The organism is Zetaproteobacteria bacterium, assembly GCA_003696765.1.
GTDB lineage: Bacteria > Pseudomonadota > Zetaproteobacteria > Mariprofundales > J009 > RFFX01.
In genome coordinates this window covers 26,530-52,471 of the sequence record RFFX01000050.1, presented here as the reverse complement: position 1 = coordinate 52,471, position 25,942 = coordinate 26,530, and the positions used below count along the sequence as shown (strand labels likewise).

The 25,942-nt window shown below is 68.1% G+C and carries 25 protein-coding genes and 1 tRNA gene; 24 read left to right on the top strand and 2 right to left on the bottom strand.

Annotated features, from left to right (window positions below; translation table 11 throughout):
* Positions 1 to 13: 13 nt before the first annotated feature.
* The 6 genes from D6682_05305 (at position 14) to D6682_05280 (ending at position 7,298) form a co-directional block, all read left to right on the top strand.
* On the top strand, positions 14 to 1,438 hold the full coding sequence (locus D6682_05305; GenBank protein ID RMH51168.1) for a S41 family peptidase: 1,425 nt from the start codon (positions 14 to 16) through the stop codon (positions 1,436 to 1,438).
* Complete coding sequence (locus D6682_05300) at positions 1,439 to 2,377, top strand: divergent polysaccharide deacetylase family protein (GenBank protein RMH51167.1); 939 nt, start codon at positions 1,439 to 1,441, stop codon at positions 2,375 to 2,377.
* A 37-nt stretch (positions 2,378 to 2,414) separates the two neighbouring features.
* Entirely contained in the window at positions 2,415 to 3,632 is a 1,218-nt protein-coding gene (locus D6682_05295) for a tetratricopeptide repeat protein (protein RMH51166.1), read from the top strand.
* Positions 3,599 to 4,984 (top strand): hypothetical protein, encoded by a 1,386-nt coding sequence (locus D6682_05290; protein ID RMH51165.1) that lies wholly within the window; start codon positions 3,599 to 3,601, stop codon positions 4,982 to 4,984. The genes D6682_05295 and D6682_05290 overlap by 34 nt, the downstream gene beginning before the upstream one ends.
* A 13-nt stretch (positions 4,985 to 4,997) precedes the next feature.
* Positions 4,998 to 7,130: a primosomal protein N' gene (gene priA / locus D6682_05285; GenBank protein RMH51207.1), complete on the top strand. Its 2,133-nt coding sequence runs from the start codon at positions 4,998 to 5,000 to the stop codon at positions 7,128 to 7,130.
* Between the two features lie 93 nt (positions 7,131 to 7,223).
* Positions 7,224 to 7,298 (top strand) — tRNA-Met (locus D6682_05280).
* Between the two features lie 274 nt (positions 7,299 to 7,572).
* Here the strand turns inward: D6682_05280 and D6682_05275 are convergent.
* On the bottom strand, positions 7,573 to 8,799 hold the full coding sequence (locus D6682_05275) for a histidine--tRNA ligase (GenBank protein RMH51164.1): 1,227 nt from the start codon (positions 8,797 to 8,799) through the stop codon (positions 7,573 to 7,575).
* A gap of 54 nt (positions 8,800 to 8,853) precedes the next feature.
* Entirely contained in the window at positions 8,854 to 11,124 is a 2,271-nt protein-coding gene (locus D6682_05270; protein RMH51163.1) for a response regulator, read from the bottom strand.
* 362 nt (positions 11,125 to 11,486) lie between these two features.
* On the opposite strand from D6682_05270, the gene D6682_05265 reads away from it, so the two are divergent.
* From D6682_05265 to flgG, 18 genes are all read left to right on the top strand, one after another.
* Positions 11,487 to 11,696: a DUF2892 domain-containing protein gene (locus D6682_05265; protein ID RMH51162.1), complete on the top strand. Its 210-nt coding sequence runs from the start codon at positions 11,487 to 11,489 to the stop codon at positions 11,694 to 11,696.
* Between the two features lie 58 nt (positions 11,697 to 11,754).
* Positions 11,755 to 13,062: a hypothetical protein gene (locus D6682_05260; protein RMH51161.1), complete on the top strand. Its 1,308-nt coding sequence runs from the start codon at positions 11,755 to 11,757 to the stop codon at positions 13,060 to 13,062.
* Positions 13,063 to 13,168: 106 nt separating this feature from the next.
* Complete coding sequence (fliQ, locus tag D6682_05255; protein ID RMH51160.1) at positions 13,169 to 13,438, top strand: flagellar biosynthetic protein FliQ; 270 nt, start codon at positions 13,169 to 13,171, stop codon at positions 13,436 to 13,438.
* 1 nt (position 13,439) lies between these two features.
* Complete coding sequence (fliR, locus tag D6682_05250; GenBank protein ID RMH51159.1) at positions 13,440 to 14,222, top strand: flagellar biosynthetic protein FliR; 783 nt, start codon at positions 13,440 to 13,442, stop codon at positions 14,220 to 14,222.
* 12 nt (positions 14,223 to 14,234) lie between these two features.
* Complete coding sequence (flhB, locus tag D6682_05245) at positions 14,235 to 15,305, top strand: flagellar biosynthesis protein FlhB (GenBank protein RMH51158.1); 1,071 nt, start codon at positions 14,235 to 14,237, stop codon at positions 15,303 to 15,305.
* A 352-nt stretch (positions 15,306 to 15,657) separates the two neighbouring features.
* Positions 15,658 to 16,155 carry a hypothetical protein gene (locus D6682_05240; protein ID RMH51157.1) on the top strand — a complete coding sequence of 166 codons (498 nt, stop codon included), beginning with the start codon at positions 15,658 to 15,660 and terminating at the stop codon, positions 16,153 to 16,155.
* 41 nt (positions 16,156 to 16,196) lie between these two features.
* Positions 16,197 to 16,445: a hypothetical protein gene (locus D6682_05235; protein ID RMH51156.1), complete on the top strand. Its 249-nt coding sequence runs from the start codon at positions 16,197 to 16,199 to the stop codon at positions 16,443 to 16,445.
* Between the two features lie 66 nt (positions 16,446 to 16,511).
* Positions 16,512 to 18,596 carry a flagellar biosynthesis protein FlhA gene (flhA, locus tag D6682_05230; GenBank protein ID RMH51206.1) on the top strand — a complete coding sequence of 695 codons (2,085 nt, stop codon included), beginning with the start codon at positions 16,512 to 16,514 and terminating at the stop codon, positions 18,594 to 18,596.
* A gap of 9 nt (positions 18,597 to 18,605) precedes the next feature.
* The gene (locus D6682_05225) at positions 18,606 to 19,694 is read left to right on the top strand and encodes a GTP-binding protein (GenBank protein RMH51155.1); all 1,089 of its coding nucleotides are present in this window, start codon (positions 18,606 to 18,608) and stop codon (positions 19,692 to 19,694) included.
* 181 nt (positions 19,695 to 19,875) lie between these two features.
* Entirely contained in the window at positions 19,876 to 20,709 is an 834-nt protein-coding gene (locus D6682_05220) for a MinD/ParA family protein (GenBank protein RMH51154.1), read from the top strand.
* A gap of 107 nt (positions 20,710 to 20,816) precedes the next feature.
* Positions 20,817 to 21,074 carry a hypothetical protein gene (locus D6682_05215; protein ID RMH51153.1) on the top strand — a complete coding sequence of 86 codons (258 nt, stop codon included), beginning with the start codon at positions 20,817 to 20,819 and terminating at the stop codon, positions 21,072 to 21,074.
* Positions 21,075 to 21,391: 317 nt separating this feature from the next.
* Positions 21,392 to 22,138 carry a FliA/WhiG family RNA polymerase sigma factor gene (locus D6682_05210; GenBank protein ID RMH51152.1) on the top strand — a complete coding sequence of 249 codons (747 nt, stop codon included), beginning with the start codon at positions 21,392 to 21,394 and terminating at the stop codon, positions 22,136 to 22,138.
* 9 nt (positions 22,139 to 22,147) lie between these two features.
* Positions 22,148 to 22,360, top strand: a complete 213-nt coding sequence (locus D6682_05205) for a hypothetical protein (GenBank protein ID RMH51151.1) — start codon at positions 22,148 to 22,150, stop codon at positions 22,358 to 22,360.
* Positions 22,361 to 22,531: 171 nt separating this feature from the next.
* Positions 22,532 to 23,032, top strand: a complete 501-nt coding sequence (locus tag D6682_05200; protein ID RMH51150.1) for a hypothetical protein — start codon at positions 22,532 to 22,534, stop codon at positions 23,030 to 23,032.
* 72 nt (positions 23,033 to 23,104) lie between these two features.
* A complete protein-coding gene (locus tag D6682_05195) occupies positions 23,105 to 23,857 on the top strand; it encodes a hypothetical protein (GenBank protein RMH51149.1) in 753 nt (250 codons plus the stop codon).
* Positions 23,858 to 23,869: 12 nt separating this feature from the next.
* Positions 23,870 to 24,163: a hypothetical protein gene (locus tag D6682_05190; protein ID RMH51148.1), complete on the top strand. Its 294-nt coding sequence runs from the start codon at positions 23,870 to 23,872 to the stop codon at positions 24,161 to 24,163.
* Positions 24,164 to 24,357: 194 nt separating this feature from the next.
* Positions 24,358 to 25,101: a flagellar basal-body rod protein FlgF gene (gene flgF, locus D6682_05185; protein RMH51147.1), complete on the top strand. Its 744-nt coding sequence runs from the start codon at positions 24,358 to 24,360 to the stop codon at positions 25,099 to 25,101.
* Between the two features lie 50 nt (positions 25,102 to 25,151).
* A complete protein-coding gene (gene flgG, locus D6682_05180) occupies positions 25,152 to 25,940 on the top strand; it encodes a flagellar basal-body rod protein FlgG (GenBank protein ID RMH51146.1) in 789 nt (262 codons plus the stop codon).
* Positions 25,941 to 25,942 lie beyond the last annotated feature (2 nt).

Genomic DNA, 25,942 nt, shown 5'->3' with positions numbered 1-25,942 from the left:
AACCGTCGCCTGCATGCGCAGGCTTCTGTTTTGCGCGGTCGCCGGCCTTCTGCGGGGCCGCCGTCCCGTGGCGCGTACGACCATCGTAGATCAACGGAGTGGTTCCATCGTGAAACGACAACCGATCTTTTCCCGAACGACGGCGCGGCTGGCTGTCGCCGCCCTGCTGCTGCTTCCGCCCTGGGTTGCGGGGCGGGCGCAGGCGACCGACTACCAGCAGTTGCGCAAGTTCACCCAGGTGATGCGGCTGGTGCAGCACTCCTACGTCCACGAGAAGAGCGAACGCGAGCTGATCGACGGGGCGCTCTCGGGGATGCTCTCCTCGCTCGATCCCCATTCGGTCTACATGAACAAGAAGCAGTTCGACCAGATGCAGGTGGAGACGAGCGGCGCCTTCGGCGGGCTGGGGATCGAGATCTCCTCGGCCGAGGGGGGGATCCGGGTGGTGGCCCCGATCGAGGACACCCCCGCCGATCGCGCCGGGATGAAGGCGGGCGATCTGATCATCCGCATCGATGATACGCTGGCTAGCGAGCTCACCTTGCAGGAGGGGGTCGACCTGATGCGGGGCAAACCGGGGACCAAGGTGACCCTGACCGTCTTCCGGGCCTCGGAGGCGCGGACCCTCCGGTTCACCATCACCCGGGCGGTGATCCACGTCAAGTCGGTGAAGAGCGACTTCATCGCCCCCCATCTGGCCTATCTGCGCATCACCCAGTTTCAGGAACACACCTCCGACGAGCTGCGCAAGCAGTTCGCCGAGCTCGCTCGGCGCGCCGGCGGTGCCATCCGCGGTGCGGTGCTCGATCTGCGCAACAACCCGGGGGGGCTGCTCAACCAGGCGGTGGCGGTCAGCGATCTCTTCCTCGATCGGGGGAAGATCGTCAGCACGAAGTCGCGGGTGGGGCGCAACATGCAGTTCTCCGCCACCCGGGGGGACATCCTGCAGGGCGCGCCGCTGGTGGTGCTGATCAACCAGGGCAGCGCCTCCGCTTCGGAGATCGTCAGTGGGGCGCTGCAGGACAACCACCGCGCGGTGCTGATCGGCACCAGAAGCTTCGGCAAGGGGAGCGTGCAGTCGGTGGTGCCGCTGGGCGACGGGACGGCGGTGAAGCTGACCACGGCGCTCTACTACACGCCGAGCGGCCGCTCGATCCAGGCGCTCGGGATCACCCCGGACGTCGAGGTCAAGGAGGTGGCGTTGAAGATCGACAAGAAGGTGCAGCAGGCGCTCAACAAGCGCAAACCGGTGCTGGAGCGGAGCCTGCGCGGCCATCTGGAGAACGGCGAGGCGGCCGCGGCGAAGAAGAAGGGGGAGCCGAAGGGAGGGTCGGTCTCCGAGAAGATGCGCAAGCGGCTGCAGTTCGATGTCCAGTTGCAGCGGGCGCGCGACCTGTTGCGCGGGCTGGTCGCCTTCCGCCGGGGGGGCGTCGGCTGATTGGCTTTCCGCCGTCGCCGTCGGGGCGCGCTGCCGCGACGGTGGGTCATCTCCGGTCTGCTCGCCCTGCTTGCGCTGCTGTTGTGGCTGGCCTGGCCGCCGGCCGCACCGCGGACCTCCGCCCCGAGCGGCGGGAAGCCTTCCTCCCGGAGTCGGTCGCTGCTCGGTCCGGCCGGCCGACCGCTCTTCGAGGACTTCTCGCGCATGCCGCCGCAGGGGCCGCCGGCCCGGATGGTGCCCCGGCCGCCTCTCGCCCGTCGCGCCGCCCCCGGTCGCAGGGGTGGAGGGATCGCGTTGATCATCGACGACGTCGGCTACGACCTGCAGATGGCGCGCGCGCTGCTGGCCCTTCCCTTTCCGCTGACCGTCTCGGTCCTGCCGCAGGCGCCGCACGCCGCCCGGGCCGCCCGCGAGGCCCGGAGGGCCGGACGCACGGTGATGCTCCATCTCCCGATGGAGCCGGAGAACCCGGCATTGCGGGAGCGGCTTGACTCCTCCTTCCTCCGCACGGGGATGGACGATGCCACGTTGCGCGCCCGTTTCGAGCGGGATCTCTCCATGGTGCCCTTCGTCGCCGGGATCAACAACCACATGGGCTCGCTGCTGACGGCCGACCGTCACGCCATGCGGCTGGTCATGGCCCTCTGCCGCGCCCACCATCTCTTCTTCGTCGATTCGCGCACCACGGCCGCATCGGTGGCCGCGGAGGAGGCGCGGCGCGCCGGGCTGCGCTGGGCCGAGCGGCAGGTCTTCCTCGACCATGTCGACGACGACGGGGCGATCGCCGCCGCCTGGCGCCATGCGGTGGACATCGCCCGCCGCCGCGGCTCCTGTCTGGTGATCGGCCATCCCCGGCGGCGGACGCTCGCCTTCCTGCGTCGGCTGGGCGATGGAGAGATTCGGCTGCTGCGCCCATTGACGGCGCTGTTGCATCGATGATGGTTTCTTGCGAAACCATCATCGCGGCCATGGACGGATGCGCAAATCCGAGGTTTGCGAGTCATATGGAGGGTTCGTGAGGGCGCCGACGACCATCTCGTTGCCTTCGTCGGGCAAACGGTTCGGTGAGGAGGGGGGCGCGGGGATTTCGCGCCTGGCATCGGTCGCGGCCGCGTTGCTGATCCTCTGCGCGGGGCGCGGTGTTGCGGCGCCGGCCTACGACGAGCAGGCGCTCGATCGGGCGATCCGGGCCAATCCCGACGATGCGCGCGCCTGGTTCCGGCTCGGCGTGCTGCAGACCCACGACGGACGCATCCTGCAGGCGATCGAGGCCTTCCGGCAGGTGATCCGCATCCATCCCGACTACCCCGAGCCGCACCACAACCTGGCGGCGATCTACCGTTCACTCGGCGACTACGAGGCCGCCGCCGAGGAGCTGCGCAAGGTGATGGCACTCACCCCGCGCGACACCCGGGTGCAGCTGGAGCTGGCCGATCTCTACATGGAGCAGGCCGAGGGGCTCTACCGCGCGGTGGCGCGGCGTGACGCGGCAGAACGTATGGTCAAACGCGATCGGCTGGCCGGGCTGCTCTGCCGCCGCTCGCTCGCCCGTCTTGCCGGTGACGGCGCGGCGATGGAGCGGCTGCTCGCCCGTCTGCTCGCCCCGCCCTTCACCCCGGCCGGCGGCAGCCGTCGGGCGGACGCATCGCCCGCGCTCGCGCTGCCGGCGCCGGAGGCGCCGCCGAAGGCCCGCGCCGCGCATCCGCCGGCCCCTGCGCCATCCTCCGCGCCGGGGCGCAAGGATCGCATCGCGGCGGCCGACACCGGTGCGCAGCCGCCATCCCTCACCTCGGGTGGCAGGCGGCCGCCGGCCGGTGGGGGCGGGGAGGGAGCCGCCGCCCCGGCGGGCGTCTCGGAGGGGTCCGGTGGGGTCCGGGCGGTGGTCGAGGCGTGGCGCAAGGCGTGGGAGTCGCGCGATCCCGAACGCTATTTCTCTTTCTACAGCAAACGGTTCCATCCGCGGCACGGCAGCCGGGCCGCCTGGGAGCGGCACAAGCGGCGGGTGCTGGCCCGGGCGGGGAGGATCACGGTGAAGGTCGACCATCTGCGGCTGTCGGTCGAGGGGGGGCGGGCGACGGCCCGCTTCGATCAAACCTACCGCTCCCGCAGGTACCGCAGTGTCGACCGGAAGGAGCTGGTGCTGCTCCGGGAGGAGGGGGGATGGAAGATCGTCAGGGAGGTGACGCGGAAGTGATGAGGAACGCTGGGGTTGTGGCGGAGAGGGGAAGCGTGCTGCCCGCTCCCCGAGGGTGCTCCGCCGTGGTTGCGGGATGGCTGCTGTCGTGGATGCTGGTCGTTGCGGCCCCCGCCGCCCCGGCGGAGGCGGGGGCGGATCCCTGGCGCCCGGTGGCGCGGTTTCTCGATCGCGGCGACACCCCCGGGGTGGAGGCGCTCGCCCCGCAGGAGCGGCTGGTGTTGCGTGCCACGCTGGAGCTGAAGCTGGGCCGGCCGGAGCGGGTGTTGCGGCTGCTCGACGGCGCCCCCTCCGACGACCCGCTGGTCGGGTTGCTTGAGGCCGAGGCCCATCGGCGCGCGGCGCTGCGCGCCCTGGGGCGGGTGCCCGACGACTACGGCCGTGGGCTGGAGCGGGAGCGGCGCAGGCTCGCCTCGGCGCGGCTCGACCCCTGGTTGCGTGAGGCGGAGGTGCGGCTGGAGCGGCTGCGCGACGACCTGGTCGGGCGGCTCAACCGTCCGGTCGATCTGCTGCAGCTCGGTCCCGACGTGGCCAACGTCTTCCTGGTGGACAAGGCGCGCTCGCGCCTATTCGCCTTCGTCCGCGACGGTGCCGGAGGATGGCGCAAGCTGGTCGACAGCTATGTGGTGACCGGATCCCGCCCCGGGGACAAGCAGCGCGAAGGGGACGGCCGCACCCCCGACGGCGTCTACCGCTTCGTCGGCCGGCTGGAGGGGGCGCAACTGGCGCCGCGCTACGGGCCGGTCGCCTTCCCCATCGACTATCCCAACGCGCTCGACCGGATCCACCACAAGGATGGCCACGGCATCTGGTTGCACGGCTATGCACCGCAGGTCCGGCGGCGTCCGCCGCGCGACACCCGGGGCTGCTTCTCCCTGCCCAACGATCTGCTCATCCGGCTTGCGCCCCGCATCCTCCCCGGCAAGAGCTGGGTGGTGGTGGGGGAGAATCTGCGTTTCGACGATCCGGCGCGGCGGGAGGCGCTGCGCCGCTCGGTGGCCGAGGCGATCGAGTCGTGGCGGCGCGACTGGAGCAGCCTCGACACCGACGCCTACCTGCGCCACTACCATCCCGCCTTCCGCTCGGGGCGCCTCCGGCTGGCCGAATGGAAGTGGTACAAGCGGCGGATCAACCGCGGCAAGCGGATGATCCGCGTGGCGCTCTCCGACATCACCATGATCCACGACCCCAACCGATGGCCGGAGGGGGAGGTGGTGGTGGTGCAGTTCCATCAGGAGTACCGCTCCGACAACTACAGCGACCGGACCACCAAACGGCTCTATCTGGTGCGCGCCGCCGAGGGGGAGCCGTGGCGCATCCTCAGTGAGGAGACGGTGCCGGACCGCGGTTGAGGTGCGTCGCCTGCTGCCGGCGGTCGATGTGGCGCTGTTCGCGCCGCTGGCCGAGCCCTTCACCTACCTCTGGCCCGAGGGGCTGGGCCGGCCCGAAACAGGGATTCGCGTGCTGGTGCCTCTGGGGGCCACCGCGCAGCGCATGGGGGTGGTGGAGCGCGTTCATGCGGTGGATCTCGAGAATGCCGCCGGGCTGAAACCGGTGGCCGACCGCATCGATGCGCTTCCGCTCCTGCCCGACGGCTACCGCCGCTGGAGCGCGCGGCTGGCCGCCTACTACCTCGCCCGGCCCGGAGCGCGCTGGGAGACGGTGCTCGCCTGGGCGGGCGACGAAGGGCGGCGCCGCTACCGTCTGCGCGACGGGGCACTGTTGCGTGCCCTCGATCCCGAGCTGGCCGATCTCTTCGGCACCGGCCGCCGCATCCGCACCCAACAGCGGCTCTGTGCGCGGGTCGGAGGGCCGCATCCCTGCTGGCGGCTCAGACGGGCGGTGGAGCAGGGGGCGGTCGAGGAGGTGATCGACCCGCTCCCCACTCCTCCCGCGGGGGAGGAGGGGCGCGCGATCCGGCTCAACCAGGACCAGGAGCGGGCTTTGGGGCGGTTGTCGGGCGCCCGCGGCGCCTTCGGCTGCCATCTGCTCTTCGGCTGTACCGGATCGGGCAAGACCGAGGTCTACCTGCGGGCGGCCGAGCAGGTGATCGCCGATGGCGGCCAGGTGCTGGTGCTGGTGCCCGAGATCGGTCTGACGCCGATGTGGATGGCTCGGGTGGCCCACCGTCTGGGGCGGGTGGGGCTGTGGCACTCCGCGCTCGATCCGCGGGCGCGCCATGCCGTACGGATGCGGTTGGGTCGGCTCGATGCGGTGGTCGGCACCCGTTCGGCGCTCTTTCTTCCGCTGCCCCGCCTCGGCCTGATCGTGGTGGACGAAGAGCACGACGCCTCGTTCAAGCAGCAGGAGGGGGTTCCCTTTTCGGCGCGGGACATGGCCGTGTTGCTCGCCCAGGAGCTGGGGATTCCGGTGGTGCTCGGCTCGGCGACGCCGAGCGTGGAGAGCTGGTGGCAGGCGGAGCGGGGGCGCTACCGGTTGCTGGAGCTCCCCCGTCGGGTGGGTGGCGGCGGAGGGGTCGCCACCGAGGTGGTCGACATGCGCGGCAGCGGGTCGCTCCTCTCCGACGCGCTCAAGCAGGCGCTGGAGGAGACCCGACGCTCCGGCGGCCAGTCGCTGCTCTACCTCAACCGCCGCGGTTACGCGCCGGCGCTCCATTGTACCGCCTGCGGCGGGCAGCCGGAGTGTCGCCACTGCTCCGCCCGGCTCACCCTCCACCGCCGCCGCGCGCTGCTCTGCTGCCATCTCTGCGGATGGCAGCGGGGGGTTCCCGACCGCTGCGAGGCGTGCGGCGAGCAGGCGCTGGTGCCGTTGGGCGCCGGAACCGAGCGCATCGTCGAACTGCTGGCCGAGGCGCTGCCCGAACTGCGTGTCGCCCGGCTCGACCGCGATGCGGCCGCCTCCATGGAACAGCGGATCTCGCTGCTCGACCGCTTCGCCGGGGGGGAGATCGACTGCCTCATCGGAACCCAGATGGTGGTCAAGGGACACCACTTCCCAAGGGTGACGCTGGTCGGGGTGGTGCAGGCCGACCTCGGACTCAACCTTCCCGATGTGCGCGCCGCGGAGCGGTGGTGGCAACAGTTGACCCAGGTGATCGGCCGCGCCGGTCGCGGCGATCGCCCCGGCCGGACGCTGCTGCAGAGCTATCAACCGGACCACCCCTGGCTGCAGCGGCTGGGCGAGGAGCAGGCGCGGGCGATCCTTCGCCAGGAGCTGGCCAACCGCCGGGCCTTTGGCGCTCCTCCCTTCTCCCGCTGGGTGCGGCTGGTCTACTCTGCGGTGCGGGAGGGGCGGGCGCTGGAGGCGGCACGCAACGCACGTGACGCCCTGGAGGGGCGCCTTCCCGGGGTGCGCCTCGCCGGACCGGTCCCCTGTGTGCTGGAGCGGATCAACCGCCGCTACCGCTTCGAGCTGTTGCTGCGCGACGCAAGCCGCCGTGTGTTGCCGTGGGCGCTGGCGCCGCTGCTTCAGCGGCTGGGACGGCTCCCTTCAGGGGTGCGCTGCAAGGTGGATGTCGATCCGCTGGAGATGATGTGACGCATCCACCGCCGGAACATCCCGCGTTGCGATCGAGAGGGGGATGCGACGGTTGACAGGAATGGTGGGGGCGATAGGCTTCGCCGCCCCGGACGCGGGGTGGAGCAGTGGTAGCTCGTCGGGCTCATAACCCGAAGGTCGTCGGTTCAAATCCGGCCCCCGCAACCAGATGGCAAAGGGCCTGCGCTTCGGCGCGGGCCCTTTTTCGTTCGGCCTTCCTTTTTCGTTCAGCCCTGTGTTCGTCCGGTCCAAAAAGTCCATGGCGGGACTTTTTTGCGATTCCATGAATGATCAGATCGCAAAAAGTCCCTCCGTGGACTTTTTGCTCGACGGGGATCGAAGAGCGCGGTCTTCGATCCCCTTACAAATCCGTCGGTTGCGTCTTCAACCTCCGGATTTGCGCGACCCTCCATGGTCGCGATGATGGTTTCTTGCGAAACCATCATGAATCACGCAGCCGGGCGATCGCTTCCTCGGGGGTGAGTGTCTGCTGGCTGCCGTCGCGCATGTCACGCACGCTCCAAAGGCCGCGTGCCAGCTCGTCGGTGCCGAGGATTAGCGCGGCGGCCACCCGCTCCCGGTCGGCCATCCTGAACTGCCGTTTGCCGCTGCCGCCGCCGCAGTGGATGGTGGAGATGCCGGCCGCACGCAGCCGCTCGGCGGCGCGGATCGAGGGGATGCGCGCCTCCTCCCCCAGGGCGACCACCGCAACCTGCGCGCGCTCCACCTCGATCGGGTCGAGCAGCAGCGCGATCCGCTCCAGCCCCAGCGCGAAGCCGATCGCAGGTGTCGGTGCGCCCCCCAGTTCGGCGACCAGATGGTCGTACCTGCCGCCGGCGATCACCGTCCCCTGGGCGCCGAGCCGGTCGGTGACGATCTCGAAGGCGGTGCGGCTGTAGTAGTCGAGGCCGCGCACGATGTGCGGGTTGATGGCGTATGGAACGGCCAGTCCGGCGGTGACGGCGCGGAAGTGGTCGTCGCAGGCGTCGCACAGATGCTCCACCATCACCGGAGCGTCGCGCAGCGCCTGCCGGCAGTCGGGCTCCTTGCAGTCGAGCACGCGCATCGGGTTGGTGTCGACCCGCGTCCGGCAGGTGGCGCAGAGGGCGTCGCGCCGCGCCCGCAGCCAGCCGACCAGCGTCTCGCGGTAGCACGGCCGGCAGCTCGGGCAGCCCAGCGAGTTGAGCTCCAGCCGCGCGCCATCGATCCCCAGCGTCTCGATCAGCCCCCAGGCCATGGTCAGCAGCTCGATGTCGGCGATCGGTCCAGCCGGGCCGAACCACTCGACCCCGATCTGCTGGAACTGGCGCAGCCGCCCCTTCTGCGGCCGCTCGCGGCGGAACATCGGGCCGATGTAGAACCAGCGCTGTTCGCCGGACCTGCCCAACCCCGCCTGGAGGAAGGCGCGCACCGCGCCGGCGGTCCCCTCCGGCCGCAGACAGATCTCCTCGCCGCCGCGGTCGGTGAAGCGGTACATCTCCTTGGCGACGATGTCGGTCGCCTCGCCCACCGATCGGGTGAACAGCGCGGCCTGCTCCAGCACGGGCAGACGGACCTCCTGGAAGCAGTAGCGGGAGAAGAGGGTGCGTGCGGCCTGCTCGACGCACCGCCAGCGGGCGACATCGCCCGGCAGGCCGTCGTGGACGCCGCGAATGGTCCGGTATCTCATCGGCGGGGATGCTAGGGCGCGGCGTCGAAGTTGCACGCCGCATCGGGGCGGGGGTCAGTCAGGGCGGCGGGCGAGCGCGGCGCGCAGCCGCTCGGCCAGCAGCTCCGGCCGGTAGGGCTTCTGGATGAAGCCGGCCAGCCCCTTGCCGGCGAAGTGGCTGGTCACCTCCTCTTCGTTGTAGCCGCTGGTGAGGATCACCCGGACATCCTTGTCGATCCGGCGCAGTTCGCGGAAGCAGCCCCTGCCGTCGAGCCGCGGCATGGTCATGTCGAGCAGCACGACGACGATCTCCTTTCGGTGGGCGCGGTAGCAGGCCACCCCCTCCTTGCCATCGGCGGCGGTAAGTGTGTCGAAGCCCAGCGCCTCGACCATCATCGCCGCCGATGTGCGCACCGTCTCCTCATCGTCGATGATCAGCACCGTTCCCTCGCCGCGCCATGGGGGGGCGGTGTCGTCTCCATTCGCGGCGGGGTCGGCCGATGGCTGTTCCACCCGGGTGGAGACCGGCAGCAACACCTTGAAGGTGGTCCCCGCGCCGGGTTCGGTGTAGAGCTTCATCGTGCCGTGGTGGCCGCGCACGATGCCGAGCACTGCGCTCATGCCCAGCCCGCGGCCGGTGAACTTGGTGGTGTAGAAGGGTTCGAAGATCCGCTTCCGCGTCGCTTCGTCCATGCCGCAGCCGGTGTCGGCGACCTCGAGGAAGGCATAACGCCCCTCCGGCACATCCTCGTCGAGGCAGGTCTCGCGCAGGTAGTCGCGATCGGCGTGCATCAGCCCGGTGGTGACGGTGATCACCCCGCTCTTCTCGCCGATCGCCTCGGAGGCGTTGATCACCAGATTCATGATCAGCTGCTGGATCTGGGCGGCGTCGGCCTCCACCGGCGGCAGCCCCTCGGCCAGCCGGTACTTGAGCACCACCGATTTGCCGATGGAGACCTCAAGCAGCTTGGTGATGTCGGTGACCAGCTGCGACAGGTCGAGCGGCTGCACGACGAACTTCCCCTTGCCCGAGTAGGCCAGCATCTGCTTGCACAGATCGGCCGCCCGCTCGCTGGAGCGGACGATGTTGCTCAGGTATCGGGCCAGATCTTCGTTGGTTGCACGCGCCTTGCGTTCGGCGATGGCTGCATTGCCCAGGATGGCGGTGAGGATGTTGTTGAAGTCGTGGGCGATGCCGCCGGCCAGCACGCCAAGGCTCTCCAGCCGCTGGGTGTGCTCCATCTTCTCCTGGCGGGCGATCTCCCGCCGGATGTCCCGCGCCATGATCGAGAAGCTGCCCGCGTCGCTCCCTCCGCCGGGAAGCGTGGTGAAGGCGGCGAGCGTGTGGATCTCCGAGCCGTCGCGGTGGGCCAGCCGGAGGCGGGTCTGGTAGCGGGCCTCGCGCTGCAGCTGCGGCAGGATCTCCTGTTGCAGGCGGTCGGCTTCGTCGGGGTGCAGGCATTCCCGCAGCAGCGGCGGATCCACCTCCGCCGGCAGGCCGACCAGATGGTGGCCGGCGGGGTTGAGGTAACGGATCTTCCCTGTCGGATCGACGATGGCGATGAAGTCGGGACTGGTTTCGACGATGGTGTGGATGCGCATGCGCTCGGCCTCGCTGTGGCGCAGCCTGCGCTGGGCCATCAGCGCCTGATCGAGCGCGGCGCTGATCAGGATGCCGCCCTGCACCAGCATGGCGATCACGGTCAGCGCGACGATCATCAGCGTCCGGTCGAGCCCGCCCGATGCCGGCTGGCCATCGAGAGCGAGGAAGTGCACCGCCGCCATGCCGGTGTAGTGCATCGCCGCCACCGCCAGCCCCATGACCACCGCGGCGGCAGTCTTCCAGGGCAACTCGTCGAGCACCCCGACTCCGCGCAGCCGGTTGGCGATCCAGAGCGCCACCGTGGCGACGGAGACGGCGATGAGCAGCGACAGCAGCACCAGAGCCGTATCGTAGTGCATCTCCGCCGGCAGCCGCATCGCCGCCATACCGGTGTAGTGCATCGCCGCCACGCCGGCGCCGAGCACGCTTCCGACCAGCAGCAGGCGGCCGTCGCGCAGATCGCCGCCGTGCCGCATCGGCAGGGCGCCGAGGGAGCAGAAGCCGATGGCGATGAAGAGTGATGCCGCGGTGATCGTGATGTCGTAGCGCACCGCCACCGGCAGCCGGAAGGCGAGCATGGCGACGAAGTGCATGGTCCAGATGCCGGTGCCGAGGCTCAGGCCGAAGGCCAGCGTCCACAGGGCGGTGCGACGGCCGTCGGCCCGGCGGTCGTGCAGGCGGGGGACCACCGAGATGGCGACGAAGGCCGAGGTGATGGCCACCAGCAGCGACAGCGCCACCACGACGGGGCTGTAGGTTCCGGTTAGTTCATGCACGAATCTTGAATCGAGTCCAGAGCGGAGATCCGGTGCGATCGCGCCCCTTCCTATGGAATGAGGGGATGCATCGACGAGGAGGGGGGTATGCCCCGACTGGCTCGATGCGGGCAGGGCTCCGCAGCGTCCGGAAGGGGGGCAGCCGGTGACATTGTCACGGAAACCGGTCCCACGCTAGCAGAGGATCCGCCCCGTGCAAGGAAGCCTCTACGGGGGCGCAGCCGATCCGACCGGGTGGAGCAGGCGACGGCCCGGGTATATGCGATGTCGGGGTGCGGCTCTTCTGGTCCATGGACGGACGCTTTGTGATTACAGGAAGGAGGACGATCATGAATGCGAACGTTGGAGGAATCGACAGGGTGTTGCGCGGTGTGGTGGGGCTGGTGCTGATCGCCGTCGGCGCCCTGGCCGGGTTGAGCGCGCCGTGGAACATGGTGGCGATCGCCGTCGGGGCGGTGATGGGGCTGACCGCGCTGATCCGCTTCTGCCCGCTCTATCCCATCCTCGGAATCAATACTTGCAGGCAGCGCAACACTTGACATAATCGCACCCGAAACGCGGCGCGACGCGCACGGTGCGGCGCCAGAGGAGGGGAGTGTGGAAGCAGCCGAACAGCAGCAGATCGTCGAGTTGTTCGAGGCGCTCAAGGCGGGGGACTTCACCCACCGTCTGCCGCCCGGTCATCCCTTGGCTGCGGTGGGCAATGCGGCGATGGAGCGGCTCGACCACATCATGCTGCAGGAGCTCAAGACGACGGTGGAGGCGACCGCCGCCGGTTTCGAGACCACCATCGCCATGGGCAAGCTCGACCAGGCCACCCGCCAGGTGGCCGAACGCAGTGAGGCGATGGCCGCCGCCACCGAGGAGATGAGCTCGACGGTGGCGACCATGGCCGAGCGGACCGAAGAGGTGGTCTCCATCAGCGCCAACGCCAAGGAGCATGTCGAGTCGGGGCAGCGGACGCTGGACGAGGCGGTCTCCCAGATGAACGAGACGGTGGCCCAGATGGAGCAGGCCATCGCCCGGGTCGAGGAGCTCGCCTCCACCTCGCGCGAGATCGAGCTGCTGCTGGCCACCATCCGCAAGATCTCCGACCAGACCAACCTGCTGGCGCTCAACGCCACCATCGAGGCGGCGCGTGCCGGAGAGGCGGGGCGAGGCTTCGCCGTGGTGGCCAGCGAGGTGAAGGAGCTCTCCAAGCAGTCGCGGGCGGCGGCCGACGACATCGCCGAGAAGAGCGGGGAGATCAACGTCGCCGTCGAGCATACCGTCAAGGCGATCGAGCAGATCGAGCAGACGGTGAAGCGCTCCTCCGCAGCGCTCGGCCAGTCGCGCGATTCGATGGAGGAGATCGTGCGCGGCATGCTCGAGGTGGACGAGCAGATGCAGATCATGCAGGCCGCCTCCTCCGAGCAGAAGCAGGCATCCGCCGAGATCGCCGAGGGGGTGAGCGCCACCTCCTCCATCGCCGCCGATCTCAAGCGGTTGGCCGACGAGACGCTGGCGACCGCCGACGAGCTGGACGGCAAGCTGCGCAACGATCTCGCCTCGATGAGCAACTACACCATCACCGATGCGGTGATCCAGCTGGCCAAGACCGACCACATGCTGTGGAAGAAGCGGCTGGTCGACATGGTGCTCGGCCGAGGCCACATCGACGAGGGCGAGGTGGTCGACCACCACCAGTGTCGGCTGGGCAAGTGGTACGACGGCCCGGGCAAGAAGCAGTACGGCTCCAAGAGCGCCTTCGTCCAGCTGGAGGGGCCGCACGCCGAGGTGCACCGCCGGGCGCGCAGCGCGGTGGCCAAGTACAACAGCGGCGATGTGCAGGGGGCGATCGAGGAGGTAGACCGCATCGCGCCGCTCTCCGCCGAGGTGGTCTCCCTGCTGGAGGCGCTGGAGTAGCCGCACCCGCCGCCCACGGCGGATCTCTTCGGGATTTTCCTGTTGGGGTCATGCGCCCGATTCCGCCCGGCGTCCGGGCACCGATCTTGCTTGGGCTACGTTTGGCATGACTCCCGATACCATCGTCCATCTCGGCAGCGAAGCGCTGAAGATGGTGCTGTTGATCTCGGCGCCGATGCTCCTCACCGGCCTGGTGGTCGGTGTGCTCATCTCCCTCTTCCAGGCGGTGACCCAGATCCAGGAGATGACGCTGACCTTCGTGCCCAAGATCATCGTGGTCTTCGTCACCATGATCGTCGCCGGGCCGTGGATGGTCACCACGATGGTCGACTTCACCCGCCGCATCTTCGCGCTGATTCCGACGCTGCTGGAGTAGCGTGACGCCGCCGCTTCCCTCCGACCAGCAGATCCTGGCGGGGATCCTGATGCTGCTGCGTATCGGCACGATCATGGTCTTCATCCCGGTGTTGGGCCACCAGGCGGTCCCGGCGCAGATCAAGGTCGGCTTCATCGTCACCGTGATGGTGGTGGTCTTCCCGGTGGTGTTGCCGCAGATCCCGCCGGTGCCCGCCGACCCGCTGCTCTACGCCCTGCTCGGTGTGCAGGAGCTCCTGCTTGCCGGTATGCTCTCCCTCTTCGCCCGGTTGATCTTCACCTCGGTGCAGTTCGCCGGTCAGATCATGAGCTACCAGGTGGGGATGGCGGTGGCCAACGTCTTCGATCCCTCCACCCAGGCGCAGGGGGCGATCACCGGCCAGTTCGCCAGTGTGCTGGCCATCCTGCTCTGGCTGGCCACCGACACCCATCTGCTCTTCCTGAAGGCGATGATCGACTCCTTCGTCCTGATCCCGCCGGGGCAGCCGTGGCATTTCGCCGGCTGGGAGATGCTCAGCGGTGCGGTGGCCACCATGTTCGCCCTGGCGGTCAAGCTGGTGGCGCCGGTGATGATCCTGGTCTTCTTCGTCTATGTGGCGCTGGGATTGATCTCGCGGGCCGTGCCGCAGATCCAGGTCTTCTTCATCAGCTTCCCCATCACCATCGGGCTCGGCTTTTTCGTCTTCGCCGTCGCCCTGCCGGCCTTCATCCACCTCGTGCAGGGGGGCTTCACCGGCCTGGGAGAGAGCTTGCCGCTCTTCATGCGCAAGCTTGCCGGGCAGTGAGCGGGAGGCGCGGTGGCCGAAGAGCAGGACAAGAGCCAACAGACCGAAGAGCCGACCAGCAAGCGGCTCTCCGACGCGCGCGAGAAGGGGCAGGTTCCCAACAGCAAGGAGCCCTCCACCGCCGTCTCCTTCCTGATGATCGCCTCGTTGCTGGTCACCGGCGTCGGCGGCTGGATCTACGGCCACAGCAGCCGGCTGATGGAGCGCTTCCTGGCCGGGTCGATCCACGTGGATTGGACGCCGGAGGGGATGGTCGACCTGTTGATCACGCTGGCCGGCCAGATCGCCCTGATGGTCCTGCCGGTGGCGCTGCCGGTGGTGGCGCTCGGGATGCTGGTGACGGTGCTGGTCACCGGCCCCGTCTTTGCACTCGAGACGTTGCAACCCAAGTTCTCCCGGATCAACCCGATCTCCGGTCTGGGGCGTCTCTTCTCCTCCAAGGGGCTGGCCGAGCTGGTCAAGTCGGTGCTGAAGCTGGTGCTGATCGGCGCGATCTGCTGGTACCTCATCGCCTCGATGCTTCCCTTGGCCGTGGAGGGGATCCGGATGGATGTGGCGCAGATCGGCGCCGTCATGGCCCGCGGAACGGTGCGGATGGCGGCGATGGTCGCCGCGCTATTCGTGGCCCTGGCGCTGGCCGACGTCCTCTACCAACGGTGGGAGTACCTCCGCTCGCTGCGCATGTCGATGAAGGAGATCAAGGACGAGAACAAGGAGACCGAGGGCGATCCGCTGGTCAAGAGCAAGATCAAGCAGCTGCAGCGTGAGATGGCCCAGCGGCGGATGATGGAGGACGTGCCCAAGGCGGATGTCGTGATCACCAACCCGACCCACTATGCGGTGGCACTGAAATATGAATTGGGAGGCAGCGGCGCGCCGGTGGTGGTGGCCAAGGGAGCGGACCGGCTGGCGCAGCGTATCCGTGAGATCGCCCTCGAACACGGGGTGCCGATCCGGGAGAACAAGCCGTTGGCACGTTCCTTGTTCGCCCACGTCGAGATCGGCCAGGAGATCCCCGAAGAGCTGTTCGAGGCGGTGGCGGTGATCCTGGCGGAGATCTACCGGATGAAACAGATGCTGTGATGCGTGGTGCATCGTCGGTGATGCGGTCATGCTCCCGATTTGTCGGGGGATCGACGGGGGTTTCGTCCACGGCCGCCTGAGCGGACCATCCATGGAAGGATGGCCCCGCAAGAAGCGGTCATCGCGGCGCTGGCGTGCCGCGCAAAACCGAAGCTTGCATATGCAAGTGACGGTTGTGCAAGGGAATCCGAAGACCGTGCTCTTCGATTCCCGTGAAGCCGAAACGTCCACGGACGGATGTTTTGCGGTCGGATCATGGAAGGAGGGTGCGATGGGATCGGCTTTGCCGGGGAGCGCGCAACGACGCCGGGTATGGATCGCTCCACGCTTCCAATACCGTTTCGTCAAGAAGTTGACGCTGATGGTGCTGTCGGTGGTGGTGACGGCGACGGTCGGGGTGCTCTTCATCCTCTCCCTGCTCGGGAAGGAGGTCTCCCAGCCCGATCCCTTCTCCTCCGAGGCCGAAGTGGCTTTCGATGCTCTGCCCGACCTCTCCTGGATGGTGGTGCATCTGTGGCCCTATCTGCTGCTGGCGCTCGCGGTGGTGGTGGCGGTGACGCTCCTCTTCGGCCTCTTCGAGTCGTTCCGGGTCGCCGGTCCGCTCTTCCGCATCCGGCGGGTGCTGGAGAACATCGCTTCCGGTCGCTTCGACCGGCCGACACCTCCTCTGCGCCGCGGTGATGCGCTGGAGGAGCTCTACGGCTGCGTGCTCGATCTCCACCGTGACTGGGAGCTGCGCGTGGCGGAGATGCGCAGGATCTGCGCGTGCGAGGACGAGGAGGCCGGGGTCCGGTTGGCGGCGATTCGCGACCTGTTGCGTGGGATGCGTACCAGGGAGGATGGAGCGTGAGGCGCCTTCGCTCCTGGTGCGATGCGGGTGGTCGGACGGCGATGTTGCTGCTGGCGCTGGTGGCGGCCTGCAGCTTCGGGGCCGGCTACGCCTGGTCGGCGCTGCGGCAGGCGGACTACGCCATCATCCGCGTGGCCTACGCCAACGGCTACAAGGACGGCCTGCAGTATGCCTTCCGGGCATCGGCGAAGGAGCTGCGGCTGCTGCAGCGCGACTTCGATCTCTTCAAGTCCAGGGTGTTGCTCGCCACCGACGCCTACGTCGCCAAGGTCGAGGAGCTGAATCGGTGATGGCCTCATGCCACAGGCCAAAGCCCGGCGTCGCGGGCCGAGGAGGAGCGGTTGGCTGAAGCGGTGATGCCGTTGCGGCTGCGCGGGTTGGCGCGCCATACCGACGTCCTGCTCGCCGGCGGGGTGCTGCTGGTGTTGCTGGTGATGATGGTGCCGCTGCCGCTCTGGCTGATGGATGTGCTGCTGGCGGTCAACCTCTCGATCGGCATCGTCATCCTTTTGACCTCGCTCTACATCCTCAAGCCGCTGGAGTTCAGCTCCTTCCCCACGATCCTGCTGCTGACCACCCTCTTCCGCCTCTCGCTCAACGTGGCCACCACCCGGCTGATCCTGCTCCACGGCCAGGAGGGGCCGCAGGCGGCCGGCCACATCATCGAGGGGTTCGGCCAGTTCGTCGTCGGAGGCAACACGGTGGTCGGGATCATCATCTTCCTGATTCTGGTGCTGATCAACTTCGTGGTGATCACCAAGGGCTCCACCCGCATCGCCGAGGTGGCCGCCCGCTTCACCCTCGATGCGATGCCGGGCAAGCAGATGGCCATCGACGCCGATCTCAACGCCGGCCTGATCGACGAGGAGACCGCCAAGGCGCGGCGCCAGGAGGTGGCGCGGGAGTCGGAGTTCTACGGGGCGATGGACGGCGCGGCCAAGTTCGTCCGGGGCGACGCCGTGGCCGGATTGATCATCACCGCCATCAACCTGGTCGCGGGGATGATCATCGGCTCGCTGCAGCAGGGGATGCCCCTCTCCGAGGCGATGGATGTCTACAGCATCCTGACCGTGGGCGACGGCCTGGTGTCGCAGATTCCGGCGCTGGTCATCTCCACCGCCGCCGGGATCGTGATCACCCGCGCCGGCGCCGGTGATACCATCCAGGTGCAGCTGGGTGATCAGTTCACCCGTTATCCCAAGCTCTACTACGTCGCATCCGGGGCGGTGGCGATGCTCAGCCTCGTCCCCGGCTTCCCCTTCGTCCCCTTCATCCTTCTTTCTGTCGGCCTCGGGATCATCGGCTGGTATCTGCAGGGTGAGACGGAGAAGCGGGAGGCGGAGGCGCAGCAGCAGGCATTGGCCGCCGAGCCCGAGGCGGCGCCGGGAAGGGTGGAGGAGGCGCCGCTCTCCGATCTGCTGGTGGTCGATCCGATCCGCATCGAGGTGGGCTACGGGCTGATCGACATGGTCGAAGGGCGTGGCGAAGGCAACCTGTTGGATCGGCTGCAGAGCATCCGGCGGCAGTTGACCGAGGATATGGGCTTCATCCTCCCTCCGGTGCACATCAAGGACAACCTGCAGCTCGGCGTGGGGGACTACCGGGTGTTGATCCGCGGGGCCGAGGTGGCGCGCAGCGAGATCCGGCCGCGCAACCTGTTGGCGCTCGAGGGGAATCTGAGCGGTCCGCCGGTCCAGGGGGTGGCCACGCGCGAGCCGGCCTTCGGTCTGCCGGCGCTCTGGATCGGCCCGGAGCAGCGGCAGCAGGCGGAGATCTCCGGTTACACCGTGGTGGAGCCCTCGACGGTGATCATCACCCACATCACCGAGGTGTTGCGCAAGCACGCCCACGAGATGCTCGACCGGGTGCAGGTGATGGAGCTGGTCGATGCGCTCAAGGAGCGCCATCCCAAGGTGGTGGAGGAGATGGTGCCGAACCCGGTCTCGATCGGCCTGCTGCAGAACGTGTTGCGCCGGCTGCTGGCCGAATGGGTGCCGATCCGCGATCTGCTGTTGATCATCGAGACCCTGGCCGATGCCATGTCCGAGCCCCGCGATCTCACCACCATGGTGGAGATGGTCCGCATGCGCCTTGGGCGGACCATCGTCGCCCGGCTGGTCGATGAGCAGGGGGAGCTGCACGTGTTGACCATCGACGGGGAGATCGAGCAGATGATGACCGAGCGGGTCAGCCAGCAGGGGGCGTCGCTGCAGTTGCCGCTGGAGATCAACTACTGGCAGCGTTTCGTCACCCGGCTGAACGATCTTGTCGCCAGCCGCGGCATCGACGCTCCGGTGTTGCTCACCAGCGCCACGCTCCGCTATCCGCTGGCCAACGCCCTGCTCAAGGTGATGGACCGGATCACCGTGCTCTCGATCGCGGAGGTGCCGCCGGACATGGTGGTGCAGGCCGACGGCACCGTGAGCCTGCGCGATGGATAGCCGGCGCTGATGCGGGTACGGATCTTCTCCGCTCCCCGCCTGCACGAGGCGCTGGCGCTGGTCGGTCGCGAACTGGGGCCGGAGGCGGTGATCCTCGACCGCAAGAAGAGCGTCGATCCCGCCGGCAGGGAGATCTGGGAGGTACATGCGGCGCTGGACGAACAGCCGCAGCAGGCGCCCGCCCGATCCGGGGGAGGGGGGGCTGCAGGCCGCTACGGTGGAGCCTTGGGCGCAGGCCGCGATGTGGAACGGGAGGGGGCGCGGAGGGACCGCCCGGAGGCGGAGTGGCTTGCAGCCTCGGTGCGGCGGCTGGAGCGGCTGGTCGACGGCCTGGAGCGGCACGAGGCGGAGGAGTTGCGGCTGGCGCTGGAGGATCCCGAGGAGCGCGCCGCCTTCGACCGCCTGCTGGCCAAGGGGGTGGCGCCCGGCTTCGCCGCGGAGCTGGCCGCCGATTTCGCCCGCGGTGCGCCGGTCGGCAAGGAGCTGATGTGCTGGTCGCGGAAGCTCGACCCGACCAAGGGCCGGGTGACGCTGATCTTCACCGGCCCGGCCGGTGGCGGCAAGACGACGCTGGCCGCCAAGCTGGCCACCCACTACAGTCTCAAGGGGGTGCGGGTGGCGCTGTTCAGTACCGATGCCGAACGGATGGGGGGGAGCGACCTCTTTCGCAGCTACGCCGAGGTGTTGGGGGCGCCGTTCGCGCTGCTGCGCGGCCCGGAGGATCTGCCGCGGGCGATGGAGCAGGCGGCCTCGGCTCAACTGGTGCTGGTGGACAACCCCGGGTTGTCGCCGCGCTCCGGCGGTGCGGCCCGGCGTATTCGTCCGATCTGGAACGGGTTCGGGGATGGTCGGCGGGTGATGGTGTTGCCGGCCAATCTCGACGAGGCCGACGGAGCGGCGTTGCTGGCGCGGGCCGGTGCGTTGGGGGTGACCCATCTCGCCTTCACCAAGCTGGACGAGAGCCGGCGATGCGGCAAGGTGATCAACTGGGCGGTCCCGTCCCGTCTGCGCCTCTGCTACTGCACCTTCGGCACCGACGTGCCCGGACAGATGGGCTGGTTGTCGCCCAAGTCGATGACCAGGTTGCTCGCCGGATGAGTCGCTCTCTCCATCGGGGGATGGGGGGCGGCCGAACCGGTTCCACCCGCGGCCATGGATGGCTGCGTAGGACAGGGGCTTGTGTCTGCAAGCGACTGTTTCGTCATGCGATGATCGAAGGCAGCGAACTTCGATCGCCGTCGGGCAAAACGTCCACGGACGGAGGTTTTGCGGTTTGATTATGAACCAACAAGAGACACCGCGCGTCATCGCCGTCACCAGCGGCAAGGGAGGGGTGGGCAAGACCTTCACCGCGCTCCATCTGGCCGCCCGGGCGGCGCGGAAGGGGATGCGCGTGCTGCTGCTCGACGCCGACCTCGGGCTGGCCAACGTCGATGTGATGCTGGGCATCTCGCCTGCGGGGTCGATCCAGGACGTCGTCGCCGGCGGCAAGTCGCTCTCCGATATCCTGGTCCATTCCGGTTACGGATTCGACGTCCTGCCCGGCGGCAGCGGCTTCCACGAGTTGACCGCGCTCTCCACCGACCAGCAGCAGGTGATGCTGGACGAGATGCGCGCCATCGGCCGCGACTACGATCTGGTGTTGATCGACACCGCCGCCGGGATCGGCGACAACGTGCTCTATTTCGTCTCCGCCGCGGAGAGCGCGCTGGTGGTGCTCACCCCCGATCCCACCTCGCTCACCGATGCCTATGCGCTGATCAAGGTGCTCTCCCGGATGCGGGACGTGCGCCGCTTCATGGTGCTGATCAACCAGGCGGAGGCGGTCGATGCCCAGATCGCCTTCCGCCGCCTGCTCTCCGTGGCCGACAGGTATCTCGATGTGCATCTCGACTATGTGGGCAACCTTCCGCCCCACCCCGACGTGCGGCGGGCGATCCAGTCGCAGAAGCTGCTCGACAAGGTGGGCGGGGAGCAGCTGTTGGACCACCTCAACCGCACCATGGACGCCATCCTCTCCCGGCCGCGCGACACCTCGCGCAGCGGCGGGCTGCAGTTCTTCTGGGAGCACGCCCTGAGCGAGGGGCTCGACGCGATGGACGGGACGGGATGATCCATGACGGTTTCGCAAGAAACCATCATCGCGGCCAGGATGGCCGCGCTCTTCGATCCCCGTCAAGCAAAACGTCCACGGACGGACTTTTTGCGGTGTGATCATCCATGGCGGACGATACCCGGCAGGTTGGCTTGAGTACCTCGCACGTGGCCGCCTTCGGTGGCGCCTGCGGTGCGTTGATCGGTTTTGCCATCTGCATGGTGGTCGGGATCGGCTTCTACGAGACGGTGGTCCGGATGGCGGTCCTGGGGATCGCCGGGGCCTGGATCGGCATGATGCTCAAGTGGTTGAACGATCTGTTGCCCAGGATGCCGGAGCCGGAGGAGGATGCGGCGGAAGAGCCCCAGGGGGAGGAGGAGTGATGGTTGCCTTTGCAAGGGAATCGAAGAGCGTGCCCTTCGATCTCCGTCGAGCAAAAAGTCCACGGACGGACTTTTTGCGATTCGATCAGGAATGACGGCTTCGCAAGAAGCCGGCATCCGCGGCCAGGACGGTCGCGCAAATCCGGAGGTTGCGGATGCAACCGACGGATTTGTAAGGGGATCGAAGACCGCGCTCTTCGATCCCCGTCGAGCAAAAAGTCCACGGATGGACTTTTTGCGATTCGATCAGGAATGACGGTCTTGCAAGAAGCAGGCGGCATGGCGCCGGTGTGCCGCATCGGCGCCGTTGGGCGGCGATGAGCAACCCCTACGACCAGACGGCCAAGGCCGATGCGATGCAGCCGGAGGCGCTGCTCGAGGAGTATCTGCCGCTGATCCGTTACCACGCCGGCCAACTGATGCGTCGCACCCCCGATTCGGTGGAGCTGGACGACCTGATCGACGCGGGGGTGCTGGGGCTGCTCGATGCAGCCAGCCGCTTCGATCCCGAGCGGGGGATCCAGTTCAATACCTTCATCGCCTACCGGGTGCGCGGTGCCATGGTCGACTACCTGCGCGCGTTCGACTGGATGCCGCGAAGCCTGCGTGATGTTTCGCGTCAGCTGCAGCAGGCGATGCTCGAGGTCGAGCAGCGCCAAGGCCGGCCGGCCGATGAGCACGAGATCGCCGACTTTCTCGGCATCAGCGTCGAGGAGTACCGCAAGCGCCTCGACCAGGTGCGGGTGATGTCGGTGGTCCACTTCGACGATCTGCCGATCACCGGCGACGATGGGGATACCCTGAGTGTTCTCGACGCCATCGCGGCCGATCAGGAATTCATGCCGGAAGAGCAGGCGGCGATGATCCAGTTCGTGGACCGGCTGGCGGAGGCGATCGCCCGCCTGCCCAAGCGTGAGGCGGTGTTGTTGACGCTCTACTACCACGAGGAGCTGAACATGAAGGAGGTGGCGTTGGTGCTGGGGCTGACCGAATCTCGGGTATCGCAGATCCACAGCCAGATGGTCGCGCGGCTGCGCGGCTACATGGGACTGGATCGCGATTGAGGCGATGGCATGGAGCGCGAGGTTCTCCCCGCCACGCCGGTCGCCGCCCCCCTCCCGGTCGCCGGGCGTGACACCGCGCGGCGGCGCGACCGGCGTGATCGGCGCGAGGATGGCGGCCGCTCCCCCCGGGAGGAGGCGCCGTCCGTGGTGGAGCAGAAGGGCGAGGGGCGCAAGGAGCCGACTCGGCGTGATGCCGACGGCCATATCGACTGTTATGGCTGATCCGACCGCAAAAGGCCCGTCTATGAACGTGTTGGCTTCACGGGCATCGAAGAGCGCGGTTTTCGATCGCCTCACAAAACAGTTGCCTGCATGCGCAAGCTCCCGTTTTGCGCGGCCGTCCTGGCCGCAGATGCCGACTTCGTGCGAAGTCGTCATGGTTGATCGGGCTGTTTGCGCAACCGCCGTGCGAGGCGGCCGCTGCGGCCGGGAACGGTGGGAGGCCGGGAGGTGACGGCTGCGGGGATGGATCTCGCCGGGGTGTTGATCGACGGTGTGATGGTGGTGGCCATCATCGGGTTGTGGTGGCTCTGGTACACGGGGCGCCGGCGGCAGGAGGAGATCGAGCGCAAGCTGGAGGCGGCCAGCGCCGAGCTGCAGGAGGCATCGAAGCAGCTCAACGCCCTGATGCCGTTGTTGACCGAGCTGTGTGATCCCCGCCCTTCCCCTCCGCCTCCATCCCGTTCGGTGGTGACCCCACGAAAGGCGCAGCCGGCGGCCACCTCCGCCCCTGCGGCCGACGGCGGTGCGGCGAAGGGGGACGCCCGCCTGGCGCAGGTGTTGCGTCTACGGCGCGAGGGGGCCGACGCCGAGGAGATCGCCCGCCAGGTCGATCTTCCCCTGGCGCAGGTGAAGCTGCTCTTGCGTCTCCATGCCCGGAGTGTGGAGTCATGAGGCCATGAATCGCCTTGATCTCTTGGGGGCGGCAGCGCCAGGGATGGACCCGGTGCGGGGAGAAGATTCCCCATGATGGAGATCCTCGGCACCCAGATGATGGGGATGCCCCAGGGGATCAGGAACGCCGAGGGCCCCCACACTCTGCCGTGGCCCAGCGGCAGTGTACTGCAAGCCCGTCTGGAGCCGGGCGGCGAGCCGGGGTCGGCGCTGCTGATCATCGGCGGCTATCGGCTGCGCGCCGAGGTGCCGCCCAACGTGCCGATGGGTGAGGTGTGGCTGGAGATCCTGGGGCAGAAGATGCCCGCCCAGTTCCGCATCATGAATCAGCATCAGGCCCATCAGCTGCTGATGGAGATGTTGCGTCAGCAGGTCGATGCCTCCACCGGCAAGGGAAAAGGGCGCGAGGGGGGGGATGCTCCGACGGCGGCGCACGACGGGGCGGAGGGGGGTGCGCGGCGGGGATGGATGCGGCTCGACGGCAGCGGGCTGCAGGGGCTGGTCGGCGCGGACATGAACCGGATGGTGGTCGAGGATGAGGGGGGAGGGGGGCAGGCGCGCGGCGTGATCGAACGGCAGGGTGACGCCCGCCGTTTCCTGCTCCACGGCCGGCTCGATCTGGCCCATCTCGGTGCGGTCGCCTTTGCGCTGGAAGGGGGGGAGCAGGAGGCATTGCGCCTGCGGCTTTTTGCCGCCGACGAACAGACCGCGGAGCTGTTGCGTCCGGAGTTCCTCGCTTGGCTCGGCCGGCATCGGAGGCTGGAGGGGGAGTTGATCGCCGGCCTGCCGGTGGAGCGCGGGCTGCAACGGGATTTCGTCGCCTGAGGGGTGGAGGGGATGGCGCGCGATCGGGAGGCGGCGGTGGCGTTGGGCTACGACCCGGAGCGGGGTGGTGCGCCGAAGGTGCTGGCGGCCGGATTCGGCGAGGTGGCGCGCCGCATCATGGAGCTGGCCCGGGCATCGGGGGTACACATCCACCGCGATGACAATCTGGTCCAGCTGCTCGCCCGCGTACCGGTGGGAGAGGAGATCCCCGAAGAGGCCTACCAGCTGGTGGCCGAGCTGCTCGCCTTTCTTTACCGCACAGACAAAAGGCTGGCGGAAAAATCGGCGCACTACGCTCAGGGTTAGTCAGGCCGAACCTTTCCGATTCTACAATAGATCCAAGTCGTTGCGCCGAGTCCCGGCCGGGCGCGCGATGTTGGCATGTTGTCTGCTTGTACCTGGTTGCGGCGGCGCGGCCAGGGAGGGGCGCGGCACCCGCCGTGTTCGACGGTTCCCGTCAGGTAAAAGGTCCACGGACGGATGTTTTGCGGTCTACGATCATGGATCGAGGATTCTATATCGCCGGTTCCGCCGCCGATCTGCGGCGGCAGTTGAGCATGGACCAGATCGCCAACAACCTGGCCAACGTCAATACGGTCGGTTTCAAGGCGGACCGCAACTCGTTTGCCACCATGCTGACCGATTCGATGCGTGCGGCCTCCTCCGCCCAGCCTCCCTCCGCCTACCTGGCGCCGGGGATGAGCTACATCGACACCAGCGAAGGGATGATCCGTCAGACCGGCAGCCCGCTCGATTTCGCCATCAGCGGGGATGGATACTTCCGGGTACGGCTCAAGGACGGCTCGGAGGGTTACACCCGCGCCGGCGATTTCATGCTCGGCGAAGGGGGGAAGCTGGTCACCCAGTCGGGGCTGCCGGTGCTCGACAGCGCGGGGGCGCCGATCACCCTCCCGTCGGGCGAGGTCTCCGCCTCACGCGATGGGACCATCGCGGTCAACGGGACGAGGATCGCCACCCTCGGCATCGTGCAGATCTCCGACAGCAGCAAGATGCGCAAACTCGGCGGTACCCTCTTCACCGCGCCGGCCGATCAGGTACGTCCGGTGCAGCCGGGGAAGGTGGTGGTACGCCACGGTGCGCTCGAGCAGTCCAATGTCAACGCCGTGCTGGCCATGGCCCGGATGGTCGATACCACTCGGTCGTTCCAGAACATGATGAAGATCGTCGAGATCTACAACCAGCAGGCGACCCAGTTGAGCGAGCGGGTCGGCCGTGTCGGCTGATCCGCCGGGATGGCAGCGAAGAATCGAAATGACAAGGGGGTAATGATACCATGATGCGTGCACTCTGGTCGGCCGCAACCGGCATGACCGCACAGAACACCAACGTCGATGTAATCTCCAACAACCTGGCCAACGCCAACACCGCCGGCTTCAAGCGCGGCCGGGCCAACTTCCAGGATCTGATGTACCAGCAGGTGAAGAGCCCCGGCGCCGACGCCAGCGCGGCCGGCACCCAGGTGCCCAGCGGCATCCAGATCGGTCTCGGGGTGCAGACCGTCGGCGTCCAGCGGATCTTCAGCGAGGGGAGCTTCCAGCAGACCTCCAATCCGCTCGATCTGGCCATCAAGGGGCAGGGCTTCTTCCAGGTACTGCTGCCCGACGGCACCACGGCCTACACCCGTTCCGGCTCCTTCGCCCTCGACTCCACCGGCCAGGTGGTCGATCCCAACGGCAACCCGTTGCAGCCGTCGATCACCATTCCCAACGACGCCTTGCAGATCAACATCGGTGCCGACGGGACGGTATCGGTGACCCAACCCGGTGGGCAGGTGACCAACGTCGGCCAGATCCAGACGGTCAACTTCAGCAATCCCGGCGGTCTGGAGCTGCTCGGCAACTCGATGTTCCAGGAGACTCCGGCATCCGGCCCGCCGGTCAGCGGCAATCCGGGCAGCAACGGCCTGGGGGAGATCGGCCAGGGGATGCTGGAGATGTCCAACGTCAACATGGTCGAGGAGATGGTCAACCTGATCGCCGGTCAACGGGCCTACGAGATGAACTCCAAGTCGATCCAGGCGGCGGATGAGATGCTCAAGACCGCCGCGCAGTTGCGGCGTTAGGC